The sequence below is a fragment of the Acidaminococcus timonensis genome, assembly GCF_900106585.1.
GTDB classification, from domain to species: domain Bacteria; phylum Bacillota; class Negativicutes; order Acidaminococcales; family Acidaminococcaceae; genus Acidaminococcus; species Acidaminococcus timonensis.
In genome coordinates this window covers 1097695-1122295 of record NZ_FNWH01000006.1, presented here as the reverse complement: position 1 = coordinate 1122295, position 24601 = coordinate 1097695, and the positions used below count along the sequence as shown (strand labels likewise).

Here is a 24601-nt window from a genome sequence, read left to right as displayed (position 1 = left end):
GGTGGAATGAATGGCCGACGCAAAAATTAATCTTGAAACCTTTACCAATGACGAAGGGTTAAAGCGGTTGAACAGCGCCCTGGCAGAAGGTGCCCAGGCCGCCGCCGCGATGCAAAAGGAGCTGCGGGACCTGGAAAAGGCCACGCAGTCCGGCACCAACGCCACCGCCGAACAGGCCAAAGCGATGCAGGACTTGCGGGAGAAATTAACCGCCCAGAAGCAGGTCAATGCGGAATACAACAAAGCGATCAAGGAGACGGTACACCATCTGGGCAACGTAGAGGAAAAACACAGCGCCCTGGAAACCGTTTTAAACAACGTAGCCGGGAAACTGGGCATTAATACCGCGGCGTTTACGTCCCTGGACGTTGCCGCCGGGATGTTTGCCGGGACTCTGGCCACCAAAGTAGCCGGTGCCCTTGCGCAGTTTGTCCAGGACGTTGCCGCCATGGGGGCGGCTGCTGAAAAGTCCGCGGCCGTATTTGCTGCCTGGAAACCGGCAGCCGACGACGCGGCACAGTCCCTGGTGCTGTTTAACACGGTGGGGCGTGATACCAACTACGACCTGAGCGCCGTTAAGCAATGGGGCATGGACCTGGTTAACCTGGGCTATAGCGCAAACAACGCCGCCCGCATGATTAAGCTGTGCGCCGACACGGCCGCCGGTTTGGGCAAAGGCCAGGCAGGCGCCGAAACACTGATCCGGACTCTGGCAAGAATCCAGGCAACGGGGCAAGTATCCAGTAGGCAGATGAAGGAGTTACAGCAATCCGGCCTGGACATGGACAAGGCTTTCGAGTCCGTAGGCATGACCGCCGAAGAAGCCATGGACGCCATGGATGACGGAACACTGAACGCCCAGGACGCCGTGGCCAGCTTAACCGACTACATGCACACGTTCGACGGCTCAATGGCTGAATCTAAACAGAACATCATTGACGAATGGGGCGACGTCGAGGGCAACATGACGACCATCTGCGCAAGCATTGGCGGCGCCATCTTTGAAGCGTTTGACAAGTCCGGTATCGTGCAAACCCTGATTGACTTTACCCAAGATTTATTGGACCTTGTGTGGAGCGACGGCACCAGTGCATTTAGCGAATTTGCCAGCATTGGGCAATGGGCGCTGGACGTAATCGACGACGGGTTGGAAGTCGTCAGAACAGCCATTAAGGCCGTGATCGTGATTTTCTACAAGCTCAATGATGCCGCCAGGAGTATCGGGAGCGCCATTGCTGGGTATCTGGCACCAATTCTCCGACCGCTGCAAGCTATTTGGGACAAAGTAAAATCTATCGTGTCCACGTTGGGCGGAGCTGTCCAGGAATACGTCGGGACCGCGTGGGATGAACTGGTTGGACCTAGAAAAGGCGTACCGAAGGAATACAACGAGGACGACAACCACTTCCACACCGCCGTCCGGGCACCAAAAGAAGAAAAAGATACAAAGGAACCCAAAGAAAAGAAAGAAAAACTTACCGAAGAACAGCGTCAAATTGAAGCGCTTATAAAAAAATACTCCGACTGGATCGCTATTAGACAGGCAAACGAAAAAGCAGCCATCGAAGAAATGAAGGTCCGGGCAACAATGCTGACCGGTGAGGCTAAGGCGGATGCCGATCGAGCAGTTAAGCTGGCGGAATATAAAAAACAGTATGATGACCTTATCGACAGTTACGAAAAGGAAATCAAGCTGGCCGAAGGAATCGAAAATGACGAAACCAGACAGGCTGTTGCTGACCGTATTAGTGAGCAAGAACGAAACGCCAAAGAGCTTTACATGGCACAAATCGAAGCACTGCAATACGCCGAACGCTATAAACAGCAGCAGGCCAACAGCAAGGAATTGATGGCCACGTTTGGGGCTGACCCGAACAGTGTTAAGGCATACATCGACGCTATAAAAACAACCGTGACGGATGCAATGGCTGAAATCGACCAGGCTATGGCTACGGCGGGCGAGGACCAGGAAGCGGGCATTAATGGCCTGGCAAAGGTCCTGGGTATGAGTCCAGAAGCCATCAAAGAAGAACTGGCCACGAAAAATGAGACATTGCAGGAATTTGTCGACAGCTATAAACAAAAATTAGTTGACGCCGGGGAAGCCGAAACGAACCAGGTTAAAAATACGAAAAGCTGGAAGGATGCTATGGTCAGTTATTGGCAAGAGGCTGGCAAATCCATGGGAGAGGCTTTTAGCAGCATTTTAACGGGGACGAAATCCGCGAGTGCTGCCCTGGGTGATTTCGTCAAAACAATTTTTCAGAACGCGTTAAAAATTGCCACGGAATGGCTGGGCCTGTTTGCTATCTACTCTATTGTAGGCGACCCGAAACTAGCCGCCCGTTGGGCAGGTCATACCCTGTTTGGTATGGATTTCGGCGGTGTGACCAAGGGCAAGTTTGGTTTTGCGACCGGCGGATACGTTGCCGGTCCCGGCACCGGAACAAGCGATTCCATCCCGGCGATGTTGAGCAACGGGGAGTACGTCATAACGTCTCAAGCGGTAAACCGCATTGGGCGGGACAACCTGGACGCCATCAACGCCGGACGCGTCCCCGACCTGGGCAGCAGCGGCGGTGTTACCGCGATTTCCGGCGGCAATGTAACGCTAAATGTATCCGCGGTTGACGCGTCCGGATTTAGCGCATTTTTACAGCGCGGCGGCCTGGATGCCATCAAGCAGGCGCTTTTTGATAATAATCGTAATTTTGCCGCCGATAGCGGGGTGTGGTAATGGCCTTAAAAAAATTTCCGCAAGAAATTAAACATTTAACCTGGAACAGCAAATTCAAGCAAAAGTGGAACACACAGGTACAGACGTCCGGATCCGGAATGATCCGGACGTTGACCAACCAGCTTTATCCCCAATGGACCATTACGGAAACGTTTGGGCTGCTGGATGACGATACGGCCGATAAATTAATGGCATTTATTGCTAGCGTCAAGGGCGGTTATGAGCCGTTTTTATGGTTGGACCATACGTTAAATCGGGAAACCGGCCGGGCGTTGCCTGCAATCGTGCCAGGAAAATACCAAGCGGTTTGGAGCCTGGACGGATACGTGGAACCGGCGGATTACATTGAGGACGTGACCGTCTACGTGGACGGCAAAAAGCAGACAAGCGGCTACAGTGTGTCCGGCGGCGTCATCAGTTTTTCCACGGCACAGGCAACGGGCGCCGTTGTCACGGCCGATTATACGTATTGGTTTAAGGTTCGGTTTTCCGACGATGGGGGAGAGTTAACCAGAGTTTTTGAAAACGTTAACAATTCCAGCAGCTTTAAAATGGATGTGGTGAGATGAAACAAGTAGACACGAGCCTGACGGCTTACTTAAACACACAAAAGCAAATACAGAGTTGTGACTTATACGACATTATTCTGGCCAACGGCAATCACTACTATTACACCGACGCAGATATTGACATCAACAACGGCGGCACGGTTTACCAGCACGGCAAGCTGCTATTTAAACGGCAGCAGATTAAATTAAATTCTACCCTGACCGTGGACACGTTGAGCGTCACCATTTACGCCGGGAAAACCGACATGATCGAGAGTAAACCCATCATGCAGGCCGCGCTGGACGGGACCATGGACCGGGCGCGGCTGCACCTGAAACGCTGCTTTTTCCGTGACGGCGCCGTGGTGGGAACGGTTGATTTATTTGCCGGGAAAATCGAAATCAAGAACGCGGGCGGGCTGCAGCTACAACTGTCCATCAAGGCGGAAACGAGCGGGTTAAACATGAATTTCCCCATCCGGAAATATTACCCGCAAGGGAGCTTTTCAACCGGTTCCGGCGGCGTGGTTACAGCGTCCAGCACGGACAGCAGCGCCGTGATTGCGCCGTATATCCCGCGCAAGGAGGTGCTGCTATGAGTGACCAAGGCGACCGGATCGCCGCTGCCGCATTAACCTGGCTGGGCACGCCCCATGTGAACGAAGCAAAGGCCAAAGGGCACGGCGTGGATTGCGGTATGCTGCTAATTTGCAGCCTGGAGGACGCCGGACTGGTAAAACGCGGCGAAATCAAGGTGAAGCATTACTCCAATATGTGGCATTTGAGCCACGGAGAAGAATGGTTTAAATCCATCGTGGAGCGGTATTGCGACAAGGTGGAAACCATGGAGCGGGGCGATTTTTTGCTGTATCAGTATGGCCGCTGCGTCAGTCACGGCGGCGTTTATATGGGCAACGGCGTTGTTTGTCATGCCAGGGTGGAGCAGGGCGTTATCCTGTCCTCCGTAAATGACGTTGATTTTTTGGACGCACGCGGCAACAGCCGCCTCCGGGGCGTGTATCGATTTAGTACGAAAAAGCGAGACGAGGTGAGAGCGCATGGGGCTGTTTAGAGGCCGGACTGTAACCACAAGGGCAAACAAGATTTCAGATTTTACCGTTGCAACGGCCAGTTACGGCGGCGCGGTCCCCGTCGTATACGGCACCAGCCGCCTGGCTGGCAACGTAATTTATTACGACGATTTCACGGCCCACGAGCACCGGGAAACGCAGCGGACCGGGAAGGGCGGTAAAAGTAAGTCCGTGTCCATAACGTACACGTATACCGTTGCCGTCATCCTGGGGCTGTGTGAGGGTCCTATCCATAGCATAGGCAAGGTCTGGCTGGGCAAAGACGTATACCAATATCCCTCTGACCAGATCGGTATGACTTTGTATGATGGGAGTCAAAAAGCCCCCTGGCCGTACGTCAAGGGAAAACACCCGGACAAAGCGCTGACCTACGAGAACCTAGCCTATATGGCGGGCGTTATCGACCTGGGCGACAGCGGATCCATGCCTGATTATAATTTTGAAGTCCGCGGGATGCTGACCGATACGGGCGACGGAACCGACGCAAACCCGGCTGATGTTATCCGTGATATTCTGAACAAGGTAGGTCTGTCCAGTGTTGAAATTATCGGCCTGGACAATTACCGCAAGTATTGCCGGGAAGCAGATTTACTGATTTCCAGCCCAACGGATACCACCGAAGCCAAGGCAGCACACGACATCATCAACGAGCTTATGACGTTGACCAACGCGTATATGTTTTGGAGTAATAATAAATTCAAAATTGTATGCAAGGCCGACCGCCCCGTGGGCAGCTGGGCACCGGATACAACTATCCAATACGATTTAACCGCGGACGATTTTTTGGAGAGCAACGGGGCGCTAGTAACGTGCCAGCGCAAGGACAGTTCAGAAATTTATAACCGTTTTCCAGTAGAATTTATTAGCCGCAAAAACAGCTACGAAACGGAAACAGTGGCCTATGAGCTGAAAGACGACATAGCGGAATATGGCTTGCGGCAGGCCAGCAGCACGACGGCGCACTGGTTCTATACGAAGGAGCGGGCCGTTAAGGTGGCCGAACAGCTGGCAAGGGACGCCCTGTATGGGCGGAATAAATTCACGTTTAAACTTGATTGGGCGTTTTGCCGCCTGGAAGTGGGCGATCTGGTGACGTTGACTGACAGCGCCCTGGGCCTTGATAAAACCCCGGTTATGATTGACAGCGTAACGGAAAACACGGATGGAACGCTGACGTTCACGGCCATCAGCCGACCACCGATGAAAGCAAGTAAACCGGCGTATGATGTGCATGAGGGCGACCGGCCGTATATCGACTACAACGCGGACGCGCCCGACACGGATACGCCGCTTATTATGCAGCCGCCCGCAGAGCTGACCACCAGCGGCCTGGAAGTGTGGATCGGGGCAAAAGGCAAGGGCGAACTGTGGGGCGGCTGTGAGGTGTACGTTGCTGACGACGGGACAAATTACCGGGCGGCGGGTACCATTGCCAGCAGCGCCCGGGTTGGGACCCTGGCCAAAGCTATCAAGGCCACGGATACCAGCGTGGAAGTGGCCTGCAACGGGACGTTTTTAAGCGGCAGTCAGCAGGACGCGGAACGCGGCAACACCCTGTGCTGGATTGACGGCGAGTGTTTGAGTTACCAGGGCGCCACGCTGCTGGACAACGGGAACTGGCGGCTTGACGGCTGTATCCGCGGACAGCACACGACCACGGCCGCGGCTCATGACGCCGGGGCACAGTTTGCGCGCCTGGATGCAAGTTTGCTCCGGATCCCGTTCTTGTCCGAGGATATAGGAAAGAAAGTATACTTAAAGTTTGTTTCCTTTAACGTTTTCGGGGCCGGTGTGCAAGACCTGGCCAGCGTTAAGGCATATGAGTACACCATTAAAAAATATTACATTCCGGCTGTAAAAAACGTGCGGGCTTACAACCGGTACAGGCACCTGGCCGACGGTGTGAGCCGCTATGACGTAGTGGTCCAATGGGACCCGCCTATCCTGGAAAGCTATGCAGCGGGGCAGGTGTGGTATCGTACCAACGCCGGGCAGATACAGGATTTAAAGGCAATTAGCGGCGTACCGGCCAGCGAACTGGGTTACTACGGTAAATGGATTTTTGGCGGACAGGGGAAAAATGAAGTTGTAATTCCCCAGGCCGTGGTAGGGGATACCTACGAAATCGCGGTAACTACGGTTGATAAATGGTCCGCAAGCACGGACCCGGACCTTGCGCCAAAAACGAAGATTACCGTGGCGATGAAAACCATGGTGCCTAACACGCCGGACGGATTTACCCTGGCGTTTAGCAAGACGGCAACGGCCGCCTGGAACGAAGTAACGAACACGGACGTGATGTATTATGAAATCCGCCGGGACAATGCGCCGGGAGCTGAAACGGCTGGCCTGCTGGCACGAACGGGTGGAACGTCGGCAACCGTTGCATTAAACGCCCGGTCTGGAAGGTTATATCTTTTTGCCCGAAACGCATTAGGAAAATACAGCGTCCCGGCGGTACTGGATTACAACAAGACGGCGCCCGGGAAGCCGGAGGCCCCGACGGTTAAAAATACCATGACAGGATTCAGCGTTGCTGGGCAAGGTATTCCGGCGGACGCAATCGGGATGCTTGTATACATCAACGACGGCGACGCCGTAAAGACCGAAAACCCGGTCATGAGCTATAACTGCGAACCTGGAATTTATGACGTTTCCATTGCATACTATGATATGTTCGGGGCCGGTGAGCGGTCCGCAACGACGCGAACCGTGGTAAAAATCATTATTGACGAAACAAACATCAAGGATATGGCCATCAGCCTTGACAAGGTAGACAAGACCATCCAAGATGCCGTGAAGGAAGCGCAAGGAGTTTCCGGGAAGGTTGCTGAAATCAAGCAGACCACCGATAGTATCCAAGCGACCGTTGCCGATGACAAAAAGGAATTGTCCAGCCAGATTACACAGAACAGCGACAAGATTACATCCGTTGTAACGAATTTGGGAGATGCGGCGAAGGCCAAAGAAGCCTATAGCGCAATTGCCCAAATGCAAGATGATATTGCATTACGTGTTAAATCTGGGGAAATTATTTCCCAGATTAATTTGAGCAAAGAGGGCGTCCAGATTGACGGGAAGCTGCTGCACGTAACCGGTGACACGGTGTTTGATAAAAATGTTGTCGTTAAAGACATGATACAGGCTGGTGCAGTTACCGCTGATAAGATGAGCGTGGATACCCTGTCAGCGATTACGGCGACCATCGGCACGTTGAGAACGTCCACGACGGGAGCCAGAACGGAAATCCGGGATAACTTGATTCTTGTGTATGATGCGAACAACGTTTTGCGGGTGCGCATGGGGGTGTGGTGATGTATGTGATTTATGTGATTGCGGCGATTGCCGTAGCCGTTGCCGCCATAATTGTACGGAAACGGAAAAAGAAACCGGCAACGACGGAAGCGCCGGGAAAGCCGGTTGAAATCACCGGCAGCACGTCGGAAAACATTGCCGTGACGTATTACGTGGACGGTGAAAAGAGAGAGGGGACGGTAAAAATGGCGCAAGGGCTACAGGTTTTCCGGGCAGACGGAAGTGTTGATTTAGACATCACGGAAAACTTACCAAAGGTTATAGCAACGCTGGACGTTGCTGGAAATGGCGGAAGTTATAGTAATGATATGTTGAAAAATGCAAAAATATGGTGGGCATTGGTGTTGCCCACCATACAGCAAAATATATACGTCCCTAGTGAGATTAAAACAAGCAGCGGGAAAATTACGTGGAGCAGTTCGGCGGAAAACGGCAACGCCCATTCCGTTACTCCTGGTGTTAAGCTGGTTGTGGGGGCATACTAATGAGCCAAAGTGGAATAACGGTTTACAACACAAATAATAATCTTGTACTTGATAATACTTATCAAAATTTTTATTTAACAAGTGTTGGAATTAAAGAGCCGGATTATGTGACGAACAGTAATAACGGAACCCATGCAACTAAATATGAGGGATATTTAAGCAACAGCATGAACACCGTCCGAGGAACGCTGATGAGTGAACAACGGAGGCTCCCCTATGAATATATGTTATCTACACACGATACACTGGTTGCCGTTGGATGTAGTCCATCAAATATGTACAAAACATACACTTTCAAAAATGAGCCGCAGACCGCCAGCGCCAAGGGAATTGGATTGCAGGTTTTTGATGCAAATGGTAAATGTATCTATGATTCTAACTGGAAGCGATTAAAGGTTTTGTTTTTTGGTGGAAGCGGCTTTAAATTGCCCACAGATAAAGAACTTGCAATTATTACGTGTTCTTCTTCTTTGTGTTGGGCCATAGTTCCAGATAACAATTTAGACGGTGCCAGTTTGGTTTATGAAGTGTCAGCAGTATTGCCAATAGATGGATACACAAAAATAAAAACTTTTTGTTATGTTGCAGGCCCCATCGGCGGTTATAGCGTCAACATTTTACCGCGGCAGGTTGCCTGTATGGTTATCGACGTAACCGGTTATTAAGGAGGAAGCATGAAGCAAACGACATTCCAGCTACCGGAAATCCGGGACGCAAACGATAGCATTATCCAGGCGGGGACATACGGCAAAGAGTCCCCATTGGTTAACTCGACGAATGACGGCGTTTTGGACTACATCAATAACAACTTGATGTATCTCTACAACAACACCATGGGCGGAACCGGTGGGGAAATCAACACGGAAACGATTACCGGCAAGACGGGAACCATTACCAACCTAACGGCAACGACGGTTAAAGCTGGCACTTTGACAGCCGACGCCCTAAACGGCCCGTTGACCGGCAACGTAACCGGAGATGTAACTGGCAATGTAACCGGCGACGTTACAGGTAATTTAACCGGTAATGTAAACGGTAATGTAAACGGGGATGTAACCGGCAACGTCACGGGCACGGCCGACAAGGCCGTTGCAGACGGGAGCGGAAATAACATTGTCAACACGTACGTTACAAAATCCGCCCTTGCATCCAGCGTGACCACAGCGACGGGGAAGGTTACAACGTTAACGGCGACCAACAGCACGTTAACCAACGTCACGATTACCGGCACAACCTCTGTCCCCACGGCCAACGCTGGCAACAGCAGCAAAGCCATTGCCAACACGGAGTTCGTGTCCAAATCCATCTCCGCCCTTGTCAACGGCGCACCCGACCAGCTTAACACACTGAACGAGCTGGCAAAGGCTCTGGGCAACGATTCCAACTTTGCGGCCACCGTGACGGCGGAACTGGCCAAGAAGCTGAACAGCACAGAAGCCGAAAGCACCTACGCCACAAAGCAGGAAGCGAGGGTATTGCCCGGAACCGTAACGGCGTTTTCCGGGACGTTTAAAGACGGCTACCCGATTGATAAAAACACGGGGCTGGTAAATAAGGAGTGGCACTTGTGCGACGGCACGAACGGAACACCCGACTTGCGTAATCGCTTCATTTTCGGCGGGGACGGGACGAACAACGGGACAACGGGCGGGGAAGCAAGCGTAACGCTGATAAAGGAAAACATTCCCGCACATAGCCACAATTTCTATCTTGACACGACAAAGAACGGGACCGCCAAGGATAATGCCTGGCTTGTTGACGCAGGCACCAAAGGTGCCACAAAAGGGCTTCTCCGAACCACGGAACCAACAGGCGGCAACCAGCCCCATAACAATATGCCACCGTATTTCGTGTTGGCATTTATCATGAAACTTTAATGGAGGACATCAAGCGTGAACGATATTATCATCGAGGGATTAAGCACAGTCATTAGCCTTGCCGTGGGCGGGCTTATCGGCTACGTGGTGGCCTACGTTACGGGATTGCGGGCAATCCGGAAAGGGATGCAGTTAATCCTGCGTGCGTCCTTAAACGATATGTACATCCGGTTCCAAAGCCATCCGCCAACGGCTGACGACAAGCAGGCGTTTGAAGAAATGTTCGAAGTTTACGAAAAACTGGCGGACAACGGCGTTATGGACGTGAAGCATGAAGCCGTTTTAAGGATGAAGGAAGCGGTAAAATGATTAAGCAGTTTCTCCGGCGTTTGCAGCGTTGGAAAGCCGCCGCCCTGTCCCCCATGGGCTTTATAATGATTATTGCATCGGCGCTATTGTTTGAGTTATGCCTTATGCCCATGGCCTGGACAACGGGGTGGGTGTATCATCTATCTTCCGAGTGGTATTTCCGGATGTTGGACGAATTGCGGAAAAATGTAAATACAAGTTTTGCCCCGGCGGTTATTTCCGGGGCAATTTTAATTGCCGGGTACCTGGTGAATCGGAACCGGGATAAAATCCCGGATAAAATGGAAGGAGCGGACAAGAATGTTACAAGAAATCCAGTTTCAGCGAAACAAACAAAGGATTTACGCGATGGACGAAAATTATAATGTAATCGGGCAATGGGAGTGCCGGAGTGACTTTTTCCCGGGATACAACGAGGAGGGCGACCCGCGGGGCAGCTTGCCCAACGGCGACTATACCCATGTGAGCGCCGAAATCACGGACGGCGCGTATGGCCCGGCGTACGGAAACTTTTACATTACGAGCGGCGATCCCCGCGGCCGGGACATTCACGGCGGCGGCAGCGACCTGGACGCCCCCTACGCGGACTATCAGGGCTGGGAGCCGACCTACGGCTGCCTCCGGATGCAAAACGCGGACGGCGTGGAATTATCTAAAATGATTATTGATAACGGCAACGACGTATTGCTGACTGTAAGGGATGAGTAAATGGAGGTGGATAGAATTGCCGAAGTTAAAAACCGTATTCGCTGCCTGCTGCCTGTCCTGGCTGCTGTGTGTATTGCCCTGTTATGCGGCGCCGTCGCCGGATACCAGTACCGCGCCCGGGAAGATGTATACATTGAGCGAGCAGGAGTTAACGACCCTGGAACGGAACTCAAACGAATTAGCGAGAATCAACGAGGAATTACGGAAAACTTGCAACGGGCAGGAAGTACAGTTAACGACATTACAAGCACAGTTAACGCAAGCACAGGAACTGTCCATGAAATTGAAAAATCAAATCGACAGCTTGACAGCGCAATCAGCCGAGCAACAGAGCTTAATAGAGAAAACCAACAGATTATTGCAAGAATCCGCGAAAGAGGAAAAACGAACTAGGCTCCGGATTAAGCGGCAACGGAACGGGTGGGAAGCTGCCGCCGCGCTGCTTGCTTGCGTTGCAATCGGAAAATAAATCGTTGCAACGGAAATGCAACGAAAGATAAATCGTTGCAAGGTCCGCGACGATCGCGGACCATTTTCTTCTCCTGGAGGTTTTGAAAAATGCAAAAATTAATTAACGGCGACTGCCTGGAATCTTTAAAGCTCATTGACGACAACTCCGTCGACCTGGTGCTAATCGACCCGCCCTATAGTTCGGGCGGCGACCGTAAGGCCGACACCCGCACAAAATATTGCAGAAACGGCTTTAATGGCGCTAGTCGGTTTCCGTCTTTTACAGGCGATAACATGGACCAGCACGCGTTGCTAGCTTATTGGTCTATGGTTTTCCGCCGGATCGGGAACAAGCTCAAACCCGGCGCGATCTTTGAGACGTTTGTCGATTGGCGCAACCTGGCCGTTGCCATCGACGCCCTGCAATGTGCTAGCCTGGTGTATCGCGGTATTGTGGTCTGGAATAAATCCAACAGCCACCCGACCCCGTACCGGTTTAGAAACGATTGCGAGTACATCGTGTGGGGCACCAAGGGACAGCGCCCGGCGCCCATGGTCAAGGGCGCACAGGTTTATCCTGGATGTTATACGGTTAAATCTGTACAGACGCGGCAAAAGCACCACCAGACCGAGAAGCCGGTTGAGCTGCTGAAAAATCTTATTGCCATCTGTCCCGAGGGCGGCACGGTCCTTGATTGCTTTATGGGCAGCGGTAGCACCGGCGTTGCCTGCAAAGAAACGGGCCGCGATTTTATCGGTATCGAGCTAGCCCCGGAATATTTTAAAACCGCCCAGGAACGTTTAGCAGAATAACGTATTACGCCCGCTTTATGCGGGCGCTTTTTTATTTGCCGAGAAAAAACGTGCGTTTAAACCGTTTTACAGCATTTTTATTTTTGTCCGCTTATGATTTATCGTAGAAAACGGAAAACGCTCCAAAAGGCATTTAAAAGCGCAACAGGGTCAATCCATAATTTTCAGAATCGTTTTAGAAAATATGCGTATAAAATTTTAAAAAATATACGGATAAATACTTGCAAAATATACGTATACGTGCTATTATATAGTTGCAGGGAGGAAAGGAAAGCCCCCACTCAATAAAAAGGAGGAATTAATTATGGAAAGCGCAAAGATGATTGAACTGGAAACCACAGCAGCCAGCCTGTATGACGGAGGATGGAGAGCAGCTGACGCTGAAGAACTGAAAGACGAATACGGTTTTACCGATGAAGAGCTGGAAGTTGTCACCGAAAAGCTGAAAGAATACGAAGAACGGTAATAACCCGGGCGGGGCCGAAAACCCCGCCACCATCTGAAAGGACTGTTAACCATGAGGAAATTGAAATACAAGAAAGATGGAGACAAGTGGGAATGGAAATGGTCCGATAGCGATCTCTACTGGACCACTAACGGCAGGGGAGAGGGTGTTTTCGTGATTGACCCTTCCCACAATGAAGAGAAGCAGGTCCTCGGGACCTGTGATTTCTCCCTCCGTGGGATGAAGGACGCTTCCGTAAAAAGAAAAATACGGAAGTGGATGACTAAAGACGATGATTTCTGGGACGATGATTTCTGGGCGGATTAACCTTAATCCCCGCCACCACTTGAAAGGAGCTGAAACCCATGAAATGTTTTGTGAATTTTATTAATGGCGATAACGGCGAGGAAGACGCATATCGGGTACTGACTGTTCCGGCGGAAGCTGAACACCAGGTTGACGCCTGGGTCCAGAGTCTGATTCAAGAAATGAAGCCAACTCAGAAGGAACTGGACAAGAAGTTCGGCGCTACCCATTCCCTGCTGATTATAGTCAAGGATGGAGCCGAAGAAATTTTCAGCCTCCACGCTGAATGAAAGGAGTTAAAACCATGAAAAAAACCATTTACATGAATGGCCCGTTGTATAAGCTCAATGAACAAACCCCGGACGGCGGTTTTTCCCGCCGCCTGGGCGAAATCGTAGAAAGGTATGACATTATCATGAAGCTAACGCCGGAACCTCCGAAATTCACCCAGGCGGAAATGCACATCCTGGGTGAAGTCCTTGCTAGTGCAAAGATTTCCGCAGGGTTTATCTATTCCCTGGGCTTTGAAATCCAGGACAGTGTCCTGGAAACGCCGGAAATCCGGGAAGCCCTTGCAAAAAAAATCGACGGCATGACAGCCGCGGAAAAAGTGAAAATGATAGAGATGTATTTAAAATAAAACCAGCCGCCGGACACCCCTGTGGCTTTATACATTGTTATACATTTTTGCAAATTGGGCTGGAATTGGGCAAAAATACCGCAAAAAGTCCACACAGGCCAGACGTTTTCGGCAGATGAAACGCCGAAAAACCGCGTATTTCCTAGCGTTTCGGCGTTTCCCGTATCGTCCCGATAGGACGTTCCGTAATGCAGGGCATGCTGGAAAACACCCAATTCGAACTGGACCAGCAGGACCACAGCCATTACGTGCTGCGTCCGAAAGCAGCCTGAGAGGAGGAACGGCCATGACCTGGACCATTGACCTGATGAAAGAAGAACATGCCAACATCAGCCGGATGCTGGAAGTGATCCGCCAGGCATCCATCGGCATCCTGGAAGGCAAGCCCGTGGACGTGGCCGACTTCCGGAACATGGTGGATTTCATCCGCCGGTATGCGGACAAGCATCACCACGGGAAGGAAGAGGTATATCTGTTCCCGGTGATGGTGGCCAGACTGGGTCGCATCGCCGACAATCTGGTGACCCATGGGATGCTGGTGGAGCACGACCTGGGACGGGATCATGTGATGAGCCTGGCCACCGCCCTGGACGAATACGAAAAGAATCCCAAGACCGAGTACAAGCTGGACATCCTGACGGAAGCCATGGGCTACGCCCGGCTGCTGAAGCGCCACGTGGAAAAGGAAAACAATGTGGTGTACACCTTCGCCGAAAACCAGCTGAGCCAGGAAGATCTGGCCGACATCGACGCCCGGAGCAGAAAGTTCGAGGACGAAGAGACGGAAAAGGGCATTCAGGAGCATTATCTGGGGATGCTGGAAGCGCTGGAAAAGAAGTATATCGGGTAAAAAAGGGAAGAGAGCAGAGACAGGCCCAAGGGCCGTTACGCCGGGATGCCGCATGGGCAGCATCCCGGTTTTTATGGTACAATGGAAAAAACAACTCCAGGAGGAATGCCATGAAACTCTCACGTTTGCTCTGCATCGGTCTCTGTCTGTTGGCCCTTACCGGCACGGCCTGTGCCAAAAAGCCCACCGCTCCTGCTGTGAAAAAAAACGGTCCGGTGACGGCCTATATGCCCCGGAAACTGGAGGGGCCCGTCCATCTGGTCTGGGACTGGCAGGCCCCCGGGGAAGCCTCTTCCAAACTGGCCCAGGAAAAAAAGCTGCCCGGCATCAACGTCCTTTCACCCAGCTGGTTCATCCTCAGCGATACGGAGGGGAATATTGAAGTGAAGAATGCCACCACCGACTATGCTCCCCAGGCCCATGACAAGGGGTACAGGGTGTGGGCACTCATTACCAACGGGTTCGACCCGGATCGCACCCATGGCCTTTTGGACAATCCGGCGGGGCGGCAGAAAGCCGCCGAGAACCTGTTGCAGCTGGCCCGGACCTACCAGCTGGACGGCATCAACCTGGATTTCGAGAACATCAAACCGGAAGACAGCGACCGGCTTACGGCCTTTGTGGGGGAACTCAGCGGCGTGCTGAAACCGGCGGGATACACGGTTTCCATCGATGTGACCGTGCCCAGCGACAATGGCAACTGGTCAAAATGCTACAATAGAAAAGAACTGGCGGAGCAGGTGGATTATGTGATGCTCATGGCCTACGACGAGCACCACCGCCTGTCCAACGTAGCGGGCAGCGTGGCCAGCCTGCCCTGGGTGGAGCAGGGCATCCAGAAGACCCTGCTGGAAGTGCCCAAAGAGAAACTGGTGCTGGGTATGCCGCTCTATATGCGGGACTGGACCGTGAAAGAAGACGGAACCGTCAGCGCCCGGACCCTTTCCATGCCCGGAGCCAGGAAGCGGATCCGGGATCACAGCCTGGTACCTGCCTGGCTGAGCAGCGAAGGGCAGTACTATTTCGAATATAAAGAGCAGGGAACCCTGCATAAAGTCTGGATGGAAGAGGGCCGCAGCCTGGCTCTGAAGAATGCCCTGATCAGCCGCTACGACCTGGCCGGCAGCGCCTATTGGCGAAAGGGACTGGAAGAGCCGGAAGTCTGGGAGAAGGCGGAGGCCTATACCGCAGGGGCGGGTCACACCGACTCGCCCGCCGAAAACGGTTCAGCCGTTCCTCACTAACCCCTAACCCCTAACCACTACCCCTTCCCCATTGGCATAAATCTGAAAATTGGGTATAATAATATGAGCTGTGCGTTGTTGGCGCCAGCTCTTTATTTGTCAAATTTTGATTCACTACTGCATTTCTACATCATGGAGGTTACAATGAAAGCACAGAAACAACGCCCCGTGCTTCTGAAGGAAGCTCCGGAAGGGGCCCTGGAACAGCTTGATGACCAGGAACTGAAGCTGCTGTACCAGAGCGCACCCATGGAACTCCTTCTGAAGCCCATGAAAAGCAACAGCCGTCCGTATCGAAAATACATCGCCCAGCTGGGCAAACTGGACCGGCGGTCGCCCAATGTCAAGAAGAAAATGATTCCCTTTGCGGTGGAACTGTACCGCAGCGGCAATAAATCCTATCAGGCTCTGGCCAGGGCCAGCCTGGGATCTCTTCTGTTTGCCGTGGAAAAGGGTCTGGCTCACAATCTGAGCCAGGATCCGGAAGACTGGAAAAAGATCCAGGGCTACAATGCATCCACCATGGCCGACCTTCTGGATAAGGTCTATGGGTATTACCGGAAAGAGCATTGCAAGGTCACGCTGGAAGAATTCTGGCTGGGCCTGAAGCTGCTGGAAATCCCCTATCCGGTAGGGCCCCAGAAAAAGGTGGCACTGCTGCTGGAAAAGAAGAACCAAGAAGCGGCAGCATCCAAAGAGGAACCGTCCAAACCGGAGACCGTGGAAGCGAAAGCAGGAAAGAAGGAACCGGAAACCCAAAAGGATGAAAGGGTGAAGGATTCCCGTACCTCAAATACCCGGAAGGAAAACAAAAAGGAACGGAACCGGAACCGGGAGGCCCAGAACCGCAAAAAGAAAGATGAACCCCAGGTGGCTGCTGCAGAGAAAGAACCGGAAACAAAAACGGAAACAAGACCGAAGCTGATGGCCGAACCGGTGAAGCCCCGGAAGAATCCGGCGAAAGCACAGACAGAAATGGCCAAACCCCAGCCGGCTGGGGAATCTGCACCGGCCGCGCCAGCTCCCGTTCCGGAAATTCCGGAACCTGCCAGGCAGGACATCCCTGAGTCCCGGACCCTGGTGGGCCGGATCAATATTGTAGACAGCTTCTACAACTTTACCCCCATGGGGGTGTGGGACGAAGGCCAGTACCGGGCTCTTTCTCCGGAAGAAATCGATGACCTGATTCCCCGGGCAGAGCAGTACAAGAACATCAACCTGTGGTACAGCCTTCACAGCGATCAGAAATTCATGGAGGAGCATTTCCATGAGAACGATATTGTGTTTCTGGATCTGGCTTCCGATGACCTGGTGGAAAACAAGGACGGACAGGGCAATCTGCGCTCCACGGCCTATCGGGTATTCTGCATCGACGCTCTGAAAGCGGGCAAACTGCGCTTCCCCTATGAAGAAGGCCTGTACACCCTGGTGGAGGAGAAGCAACTCCTGGATCCTCTGGCCACGGATACGGTGCTGCGGCTGCAGGAACCCGGCCTGTTTGTGGGCCAGCAGCTGCTGCTCCATCTGGAAAACGGCTGGATTGCCGGGCCTTATGAAGTACAGCGGAATGTGCGTTTCGGGTTCTACCTGGAAAGCGACGTGCCTGAGAACCAGTATCTGCTTACTGCCTGCCCGCCGGAAGCATGGCAGGCCACCACCTTCTATCCGGCGGAGGGCACCTGGGCCAGCCGCCAGGAAAAGACCCAGTGGGTGTTCTACCATCGTCTGTCCGGCACCCAGAGCCAGCTGGTGGATCTGGCCACCGACGAAGTTCTGGTGCGCAGCCTGGTGAATTGCTGCCGGGTGGAACAGGGCGACCTGGTGAAAGCCCCGGACCTGAAGGCCTTCCTGCAGCGGGAGGAGGAACGGCTGTTCACCGGCCTGCCCACTGCCATTCGCCAGCAGCGCCTGGACCGGCTGGAAGCCATCCTGGAAGGGGACGACACGGCCCGGGACAGCTACAGGGCTGTAGGGGACTTTCTGTACCAGCACCTGCTGGAGAACCTGAACAAGCGCTGGAGCCAGGACTTCATTACAGCCCTGTTGGAACGGGTGCCGGATCTGTGGCAGCAGCTGGGAACGGCAAAGAACCTTTCCAGCCGCAATCGCCGGGCCATTGCCCAGGTGCAGGAACGGCAGGCCCGTCTGGCCCAGCCCCAGAGCGAGGAAGAGCTGGCCCAGCGGATCAATGCCCTGCCGGCTGCAGGCAGCAATAACCGCAAATGTCTGGATTACCTAGTGGAAACCATCCAGAAAGAACGGCCCCAGTACAGCCGCAACCTGATCATGAACCTGCTGTTGTGTACCACCCAGGGATTCCTGACCGTGTTCTCCGGAGCTCCGGGCAGTGGCAAGACTTCCTTCTGCAATCTTCTGGGCAAAGTCCTGGGCCTGACCCAGTTCGACCGGAAAATCGGTCCCCAGGACTTTATGAGCACCACCAACCGGTATATCCCGGTATCTGTGGAACGGGGCTGGACCAGCAAGCGGGATCTAATCGGGTACTACAATCCCCTGAACAAGACCTTTGAGGAAAGCAATCGGGACGTGTATGATGGCCTGCGGCTGCTGGACTGGGAAAAACGCCACGGGGTGCATCAGTATCCCTATTACATCCTGCTGGACGAAGCCAACCTGTCTCCCATGGAATACTACTGGGCTGACTTCATGAACGTGTGTGATGACTGGAACGGAGAACATACCATCAACCTGGGACACAACCATCGGTTCCAGCTGCCCGAGACGCTGCATTTCCTGGCCACCATCAACAACGACCATACCACCGAGACCCTCTCACCCCGGCTCATCGACCGGGCCTGGATCGTTACCCTGCCCCATACGGAATTTGTACCTGAAGTGGGCCGGGGCCTGGGCAACGGAGAAATCCAGCAGATTTCCTGGCCCCAGCTGAAGAGCCTGTTCGACGTGGCACCCCGGGAAAGCTGTGCTTTGACCAGCGTGGAACAGAACGTGTACGACCGGGTGAAGGCCCGTCTGGCTGAGCAGAACATCTACCTAAGCATGCGGATCGAGCTGGCCATCCATCGCTACTGGCGGGCGGCCTCCCGGCTCATGGAGCCGGAAGACCACATCCGGCCCGGTATCATTGCTCTGGACTTTGCCGTGGCCCAGAAGATTCTCCCCAAACTCAGCGGCAATGGGGTGGATTATGAAAAATGGCTGATCCAGTTCCGGGACGACTGCGCCAGCAATAAATTGCTGCAGAGTGCCGGCCTGCTGGATCAGATTCTGGAGTGGGGGAACCGGCGGATGAAATTCTTCCAGTTCTTCCATTGAGATCATGATGAACGAAATTCGTCTGCTGGAACAAAACGGTCCGGTGCTGACCCTGCCTGTAACGGCCCAGCAGCAGCCCTACGGAGCCGAACGGATCCTGGCAGCCACCGGACATCCCGGCGTGCGGGAGAATCAGCACTATGACCTGGAGCTGCCCCAGGCCGGGAATCCGGCAGAAGTCAACGTGACGCTCAATGGCAAGCCGCTGAACGGGATGTACGACCGGCGACACCGGCAGGTGCTGTTCTCCTATCCCATCTTTGCCTATCATATGGGGCTGGTGGAGCTGGAAATCACCCTGCAGCAGGAAGACGGCACCGCCGAGACCTATTACACCGATCTCCTGCCCGTACTGATCCAGCCCTCCGTCCGGCAGCAGAATCTGGCGGCCATGCTGGAATTCGTGTACGCCCACCAGGCGCCCCTGCTGGAAGGCAGTTCCCTCCAGGCCGGGGAATCCGGATTCTCGGATTTTCTCAGCCAGCTGACCCTGGCCGAAGAAATCCTGCAGGTCTATGAAGAAAATTACGGGTATTTCAAGGCCAACTGCCGCCACACCCTGGAAACGGAAGAGGTGGTGGACTGGACGGAAAAGGTCCAGACTGTGAACTCCCACACCCTGCAGTACCTGGTACGCCACCCTGAATACCTGCGGAAGGCTCCTTATGGAGTGGACTGTGGCAGTGGCCATTATCTGCCCGAAAAGCTGCTCATGACCCAGGATAAGATGAGCCGGGATGTGTATGAAAATCAGGTGGTGCTCAGCTTCCTGCAGCGTCTGTGCTATGATCTGGAGGAGGAACGGAAGGAGATCACCGAGGCCCTGGACCAGCTCCGGATGCCCGGGCCTTTGGCGGACGGCTATCTTCTCAGCAGCGAGGTGCTCTATGCGAACGCTGCCAGAATGCTGCGGGGCTTCCTGGAGCGGTGCAGTGAGGTGGAAGAGCGGCTGCAGGAGATGTTCGTTTCCTATCAGCAGATTCTGCCGGTGACCCTTCTGGACGCCTCCCGGCTGCCTGTGCCCACGGAACCCTTCTTCCGGGTGCCCCAGTATTATCGGATCTACCTGTGCATCCATAAATGGTATGAAAATGCCACCCATCATTTCCCCCGGGAGCGGATGCTGCTGAACCTGTACGAGAACACGTTCGTGTTCGAGATCTACTGCCTGGTGAAGCTGCTGGATCTGGCCCAGAAGGCCGGATACAGGCTGACCGGCAGCCGTCGTCAGACGTACAGCGTGGGAGGACGGGGATTTTACAGCGCCGGCGGATACCGGAATGTATTCACCCTGGAAAAGGAGGGCGCCACCCTGACACTGTACTTCCATCCCGTGCTTACGGATACGGACGAGAGCGCCCGGACCGGCATCCACCTGTACCGGAACAGCACCTACGCCTTCAAGGCCCTGGAAGAGGGCCATTATTACACCCCCGATTATCTGTTGCAGTGGAAAGGGAAGGGGAGGGAGAACTACCTGGTACTGGACGCCAAGTACAGTTACAAGAAAAAGGTGCTTCAGGAGCTGATGCCCGAGATGGCCTACAAGTACCTGCTTTCGTTGAGTCCCGTGGCCTATGAGGAGAAGGGGCAGCCCGTGAAGGTGACCATGAAGGGCCTGGAGATCCTGTATGGCCTCACCAACGGAGACCAGGAACTGGAATCCTTCTACAACTGCCAGCTGCCTGGAAGCACCATCACTCCGGCGGCCAATGCAGTGCCCTGTTCGGAGGAAGTGGCGCAGGAGAACCAGCAGCAGAACATGGCCGAACTGCTGCGGGAAATCGAAGGATAAAAAATAGTTGACAAGATCGGCTGATTGGTGTATTATATACGAGTCAGCCGGTTCTAATGGAGTGGTACTCAAGTGGCTGAAGAGGACGGTTTGCTAAATCGTTAGGGGGGTTAAACCTCGCGAGAGTTCGAATCTCTCCCACTCCGCCACAGGGAAAAAGCCTGTCACGAAAGTGACAGGCTTTTTTGTCGTAAGAACACAAACGGACGGGAAGGGTACCCCGCCAGACCATGCATGCGGGCGGTTCACGACGAACCGCCCCTGCGACGATAACAACCCAACCCGCGCCTACGTGTAAAAATCCGTTCCCAGGATAAAAAAATTCCGCTGCGGCTGGGCAGCGGATTTTTTTATTCCAGAGATTCGAAGTAGGAGAATCTCCAGCCTTTCAGGGTCTTTACGTAGGGGAAGGTCACCTTGTAGGTCTTTACCACGTTGGTCTTGCCGTGGGCCGGATCTTCCATGATGGGGGTGCTGACCTCCAAGTTGATTTTGGTGGGGGACACCCGGACGATGTTGATGGTGCTGGTCCCTTTGTGGGGATCTGTGGCCCTGGCGCTGGGGGCCACATACAGCTTGCCGTCGAACTCACGGTACATGCGGCTGTCGCTGATGATGAAGCTGGCCAGGGCTTCGGTGAAATGTTCGTTCACTTTTGCCTTCAACGCCATCATATTGGGGTAGGCCTTATCAGCCACCGTGTAGTAAATCATATAACCGGTGTCCCGTTCCCCCTTGCCGTCGGTGCGCAGAGGGTGATGTTCGAACCATTCATAAACGGTGTTGGCCTGCTGGAAGGCCTGGATCACTTCCTGGTCCGTGGGGGCTTCCGGGGAAGCAAAGGCGGTCAGGGCAGCAGTCAGCACCATGAGGCCGGTCAGTAATAACGAACGTACGAGTTTCATGGACGCACTCTCCTTTTGTTTGATTCTTCTTATTGTACCATAGTTTGACAGGTTGTGGTATCATCTTATAGGTAAAGAGAGAATCAGAAATGAGGGGAAACCAATGACAAAATATCAGGCAGTTGTATTCGATCTGGATGGGACGTTGCTGGATACCCTGACAGATCTGTGGAATGCGGTGAACGTGGCGTGCAGGAGCGGGGGCTATCCCACCCGGACCCGGCTGCAGGTGCGGCGGGATCTGGGGAACGGGCTGCAGCGGCTGCTGAAGCTGTCCCTGCCCAAAGATGTGGAGGAAAACCAGTTCAGGAGCCTGTTCCAGGCTTTCCGCCAGTATTATCTGACCCATTGCAACGAGGCCACCCATCCCTATGGGGGGATCCCGGAACTGCTGGCGCAGCTCAAGGCGGCGGGTATCAAGACGGCCATTGTTTCCAACAAGGCCCATCCGGCGGTACAGGAACTGCGGGACCGGTATTTTCCCGAAACCATGAAGGTGGCCATCGGTGAAAGTGCCAGGGTACGGCGGAAACCGGCTCCGGATACGGTGCTGCAGGCCCTGCGGGAACTGGGTGTGGACAGGAGACAGGCTGTATACGTGGGGGATTCGGAAGTGGACAAGGCCACGGCGGACAACGTGGGTATGGACTGCTTCCTGGTGACCTGGGGATTTCGGGACCGGGGGGAACTGCAGGCCCTGAAACCCACGGCCCTGGTGGATCAGCCGGCGGAAATACAAAAGCTGGTGCTGGGATAAAAAATAAGACTGCCGATTTTCCGACAGTCTTATTTTTTTATTTCCGATAGGCCAACGCCAAATCGGAACTGGTGAACACGGTCCCTTCCATGTTGGCGTTGGACAGGTCCGCATCGTCCAGGTTGGTATTGGTGAGGACGGCCTTGCTCAGGTTGCTGCCCCGCAGGGTGGCGCTCATCAGATTGGCGTTCCTGAAATTGGCTTCCGTGAGTCCGGCCTTCCGCAGCCGTGCATTGTACAGGTTGGCCGACGTAAAGTTGGCGCCCCGCAGCTGGGTGCTGAAAAACCAGCTCCGGGCCAGGTTGGCCGAGAAAAAGTTGGCCATGGCTCCGTTGGCAAAGTCGAAATTGCTTTCCCGCAGATCCGCCGTATACAGGTTGGCAAAGGTCAGCAGCGCATGGGAAAAGTTGGTCCGGTAGGCGGTGAGCCCTACCATGGAAGCGTGGTTCAGCACCGTGTGGGAAAAGTTGGCGTTGCTCAGGTTGGCGCCTTCCAGGTTGGCGTTGGCCATGTAGGCATTCCGCAGGTTGGCTTTCTGGAAATCCACCTTTTGCAGGTCTGCATTTTCCAGAATGGCATTGGTCAGATTGGCATAGCTCAAATCGGCCCCCTGCAGATCGGCACCGGTCAGATCGGCATTCTGCAGGAAGGCGCCCCGCAGATTGCCCCCGGGACAGGAACGGGTGGCCAGCAGCCGGTCCACATCGGCCTGCTGATAGGCCAGGGCAGGGGACATGCAGCAAAAGGACAGCAGCAGCCCTGCCAGGAGCTTCTTGATCTTCATGGCATCACACCTCTTCCACAATGGCCCGCAGTGCTTCCGGCCGGGCCGGCAGTTCCGGGATGATTTTCCAGGGATGGAAGGCTTCCAGCCGGTCCCGGGTATAGCTGGAACCTTTCTGTACGATCAGGCTCCGTACGCCCACAGCCTGGGCGCAGGTGATGTCGTGGGGGGTGTCTCCGATGACCAGCAGCTGGTCCGGGGTCACTCCAGGGTCCTTTTTCTGCAGCTTCTGCAGCAGGGCCCGGCTCAGGTCGTCCCGCAGCTCGCTGATCTCGCCGAAGGCACTGAGATCGTAATCGAAATACTGGTCGATGCCGAAGTAGGCCAGCTTGGCATGGGCCGCCGGTTCACAGTTGCCGGTGAGCAGGACGGAGGTGCAGTCGGGGGCCTGATCGAAATAAGCCAGGGTCTCCTTCACGTGGGGCAGCAGGTGGCCGTGCTTTTCCACCAGGGAGGCCGGCAGCTTTTTGCCGTACGCAGAGAGCATGGCTGTCACTTCGTCCGGGGTGCAGTGGCCCTGGATGCCTTCGATGGCCTTCCGGGCAATGTAGGTATCGGTACGACCGGCCATGCCATAGGTAAATTCAAAATGGTCCAGGCCGTACAGGTCCTGGATGGTCTCTTTCATGGCGGCGACCCCGGCGTAGTTGGTCAGGAGCAGGGTCCCGTCAATATCCCAGCAAATGTAGTACATGGTGTTCTCTTCCTTTATAAAAATAAGAGGCACTGGATCAGCGCCTCTTGCTGCAGTTCATACGTTTTGCTTCCACTGCATGAATTTCTTCAGTTTGGCACCGGCATTTTTGGCCCGGCGCATGGGTTTTACCAGTTTCTGCCGCCGGGGCTTCATGTCTTTGATGGAACCGTAATCCCCCCGCTTCAGCGTGGTGATCTTGGCCTGGTCCGGAGCGAATTCCTGGCGCAGGAATACAGCCACCTGTTCCGGGTTGGCGGCACTTTCCAGGGTGAAGATGTCCGCTTCCACATATCCATAGGTGGGGAACACATGGAGAAAGATGTGCCCGTTGGTGCAGAGCATGACGAAGCAGAAGTCGTCGCCTTCCTCATTTTCTGTAGCGTACAGGGACAGTTCCTTCATCGCAAACCGGTCCGCTGCAGTTTCCAGGATTTCATGGATCTTGTCTTTGTCGAAAACAACTTCTTCTGCACAGCGGTACATATCCAAAGCTGCCTGTGTACCTTTTCCAATCACGCGCGTCTCACTTCCTTATACTTATGGCATTT

General features: G+C 53.9%; 26 protein-coding genes and 1 tRNA gene. 23 read left to right on the top strand and 4 right to left on the bottom strand.

The window, feature by feature from the left end:
- Nucleotides 1-10: 10 nt before the first annotated feature.
- The 22 genes from BQ5462_RS09100 to BQ5462_RS09000 all read left to right on the top strand — a co-directional run bounded on the left by BQ5462_RS09100 (nucleotide 11) and on the right by BQ5462_RS09000 (nucleotide 21059).
- Entirely contained in the window at nucleotides 11-2737 is a 2727-nt protein-coding gene (locus tag BQ5462_RS09100) for a phage tail tape measure protein (RefSeq protein WP_071143009.1), read from the top strand.
- Nucleotides 2737-3306: a DUF2460 domain-containing protein gene (locus BQ5462_RS09095; protein WP_071143008.1), complete on the top strand. Its 570-nt coding sequence runs from the start codon at nucleotides 2737-2739 to the stop codon at nucleotides 3304-3306. The genes BQ5462_RS09100 and BQ5462_RS09095 overlap by 1 nt, the downstream gene beginning before the upstream one ends.
- Nucleotides 3303-3884 (top strand): baseplate hub domain-containing protein, encoded by a 582-nt coding sequence (locus tag BQ5462_RS09090; RefSeq protein WP_071143007.1) that lies wholly within the window; start codon nucleotides 3303-3305, stop codon nucleotides 3882-3884. The genes BQ5462_RS09095 and BQ5462_RS09090 overlap by 4 nt, the downstream gene beginning before the upstream one ends.
- A complete protein-coding gene (locus BQ5462_RS09085) occupies nucleotides 3881-4357 on the top strand; it encodes an NlpC/P60 family protein (protein ID WP_071143006.1) in 477 nt (158 codons plus the stop codon). Before BQ5462_RS09090 ends, BQ5462_RS09085 begins: the two co-directional genes overlap by 4 nt.
- On the top strand, nucleotides 4344-7691 hold the full coding sequence (locus tag BQ5462_RS09080; protein WP_071143005.1) for a phage tail protein: 3348 nt from the start codon (nucleotides 4344-4346) through the stop codon (nucleotides 7689-7691). Before BQ5462_RS09085 ends, BQ5462_RS09080 begins: the two co-directional genes overlap by 14 nt.
- A complete protein-coding gene (locus BQ5462_RS09075) occupies nucleotides 7691-8176 on the top strand; it encodes a hypothetical protein (RefSeq protein ID WP_071143004.1) in 486 nt (161 codons plus the stop codon). Before BQ5462_RS09080 ends, BQ5462_RS09075 begins: the two co-directional genes overlap by 1 nt.
- Nucleotides 8176-8841 carry a hypothetical protein gene (locus BQ5462_RS09070; RefSeq protein WP_071143003.1) on the top strand — a complete coding sequence of 222 codons (666 nt, stop codon included), beginning with the start codon at nucleotides 8176-8178 and terminating at the stop codon, nucleotides 8839-8841. Before BQ5462_RS09075 ends, BQ5462_RS09070 begins: the two co-directional genes overlap by 1 nt.
- 9 nt (nucleotides 8842-8850) lie before the next feature.
- Nucleotides 8851-10053, top strand: a complete 1203-nt coding sequence (locus tag BQ5462_RS09065) for a hypothetical protein (RefSeq protein ID WP_071143002.1) — start codon at nucleotides 8851-8853, stop codon at nucleotides 10051-10053.
- A 15-nt stretch (nucleotides 10054-10068) separates the two neighbouring features.
- On the top strand, nucleotides 10069-10362 hold the full coding sequence (locus tag BQ5462_RS09060; protein WP_071143001.1) for a hypothetical protein: 294 nt from the start codon (nucleotides 10069-10071) through the stop codon (nucleotides 10360-10362).
- Complete coding sequence (locus BQ5462_RS09055; protein WP_071143000.1) at nucleotides 10359-10727, top strand: hypothetical protein; 369 nt, start codon at nucleotides 10359-10361, stop codon at nucleotides 10725-10727. The genes BQ5462_RS09060 and BQ5462_RS09055 overlap by 4 nt, the downstream gene beginning before the upstream one ends.
- A complete protein-coding gene (locus tag BQ5462_RS09050; protein ID WP_159429686.1) occupies nucleotides 10663-11070 on the top strand; it encodes a hypothetical protein in 408 nt (135 codons plus the stop codon). The genes BQ5462_RS09055 and BQ5462_RS09050 overlap by 65 nt, the downstream gene beginning before the upstream one ends.
- On the top strand, nucleotides 11071-11463 hold the full coding sequence (locus BQ5462_RS09045) for a hypothetical protein (protein WP_143038046.1): 393 nt from the start codon (nucleotides 11071-11073) through the stop codon (nucleotides 11461-11463).
- A 165-nt stretch (nucleotides 11464-11628) separates the two neighbouring features.
- Entirely contained in the window at nucleotides 11629-12333 is a 705-nt protein-coding gene (locus tag BQ5462_RS09040; protein WP_071142997.1) for a DNA-methyltransferase, read from the top strand.
- Nucleotides 12334-12637: 304 nt separating this feature from the next.
- Complete coding sequence (locus tag BQ5462_RS11270) at nucleotides 12638-12799, top strand: hypothetical protein (protein ID WP_159429685.1); 162 nt, start codon at nucleotides 12638-12640, stop codon at nucleotides 12797-12799.
- A gap of 51 nt (nucleotides 12800-12850) precedes the next feature.
- On the top strand, nucleotides 12851-13105 hold the full coding sequence (locus tag BQ5462_RS09035; RefSeq protein WP_071142996.1) for a hypothetical protein: 255 nt from the start codon (nucleotides 12851-12853) through the stop codon (nucleotides 13103-13105).
- A gap of 38 nt (nucleotides 13106-13143) precedes the next feature.
- Nucleotides 13144-13374 carry a hypothetical protein gene (locus BQ5462_RS09030; protein WP_071142995.1) on the top strand — a complete coding sequence of 77 codons (231 nt, stop codon included), beginning with the start codon at nucleotides 13144-13146 and terminating at the stop codon, nucleotides 13372-13374.
- A 14-nt stretch (nucleotides 13375-13388) separates the two neighbouring features.
- Complete coding sequence (locus BQ5462_RS09025; protein ID WP_071142994.1) at nucleotides 13389-13724, top strand: hypothetical protein; 336 nt, start codon at nucleotides 13389-13391, stop codon at nucleotides 13722-13724.
- Between the two features lie 286 nt (nucleotides 13725-14010).
- The gene (locus tag BQ5462_RS09020; protein WP_071142993.1) at nucleotides 14011-14574 is read left to right on the top strand and encodes a hemerythrin domain-containing protein; all 564 of its coding nucleotides are present in this window, start codon (nucleotides 14011-14013) and stop codon (nucleotides 14572-14574) included.
- A gap of 110 nt (nucleotides 14575-14684) precedes the next feature.
- Nucleotides 14685-15818, top strand: coding sequence for a glycosyl hydrolase family 18 protein (locus tag BQ5462_RS09015; RefSeq protein WP_083378124.1), 1134 nt, complete (start codon nucleotides 14685-14687; stop codon nucleotides 15816-15818).
- Between the two features lie 144 nt (nucleotides 15819-15962).
- The gene (locus BQ5462_RS09010) at nucleotides 15963-19115 is read left to right on the top strand and encodes a hypothetical protein (protein ID WP_071142992.1); all 3153 of its coding nucleotides are present in this window, start codon (nucleotides 15963-15965) and stop codon (nucleotides 19113-19115) included.
- Nucleotides 19116-19122: 7 nt separating this feature from the next.
- Nucleotides 19123-20910 carry a DUF2357 domain-containing protein gene (locus tag BQ5462_RS09005; protein WP_071142991.1) on the top strand — a complete coding sequence of 596 codons (1788 nt, stop codon included), beginning with the start codon at nucleotides 19123-19125 and terminating at the stop codon, nucleotides 20908-20910.
- Between the two features lie 58 nt (nucleotides 20911-20968).
- Nucleotides 20969-21059 (top strand) — tRNA-Ser (locus BQ5462_RS09000).
- A 201-nt stretch (nucleotides 21060-21260) separates the two neighbouring features.
- Here BQ5462_RS09000 and BQ5462_RS08995 read toward each other — a convergent pair.
- Nucleotides 21261-21815, bottom strand: coding sequence for a hypothetical protein (locus BQ5462_RS08995; RefSeq protein WP_071142990.1), 555 nt, complete (start codon nucleotides 21813-21815; stop codon nucleotides 21261-21263).
- 103 nt (nucleotides 21816-21918) lie between these two features.
- Here BQ5462_RS08995 and BQ5462_RS08990 point away from each other — a divergent pair, with 103 nt between their 5' ends.
- Nucleotides 21919-22572, top strand: coding sequence for an HAD family hydrolase (locus BQ5462_RS08990; RefSeq protein ID WP_071142989.1), 654 nt, complete (start codon nucleotides 21919-21921; stop codon nucleotides 22570-22572).
- Between the two features lie 37 nt (nucleotides 22573-22609).
- Here the strand turns inward: BQ5462_RS08990 and BQ5462_RS08985 are convergent, their stop codons facing one another.
- Genes BQ5462_RS08985 through speD form a run of 3 tightly spaced genes read right to left on the bottom strand, consistent with a single transcriptional unit; the run spans nucleotide 22610 to nucleotide 24569 of the window.
- The gene (locus BQ5462_RS08985) at nucleotides 22610-23356 is read right to left on the bottom strand and encodes a pentapeptide repeat-containing protein (protein ID WP_071142988.1); all 747 of its coding nucleotides are present in this window, start codon (nucleotides 23354-23356) and stop codon (nucleotides 22610-22612) included.
- A 4-nt stretch (nucleotides 23357-23360) separates the two neighbouring features.
- A complete protein-coding gene (locus BQ5462_RS08980; RefSeq protein ID WP_071142987.1) occupies nucleotides 23361-24050 on the bottom strand; it encodes an HAD family hydrolase in 690 nt (229 codons plus the stop codon).
- 57 nt (nucleotides 24051-24107) lie between these two features.
- Complete coding sequence (gene speD / locus BQ5462_RS08975) at nucleotides 24108-24569, bottom strand: S-adenosylmethionine decarboxylase (RefSeq protein ID WP_071142986.1); 462 nt, start codon at nucleotides 24567-24569, stop codon at nucleotides 24108-24110.
- Nucleotides 24570-24601: the final 32 nt, after the last annotated feature.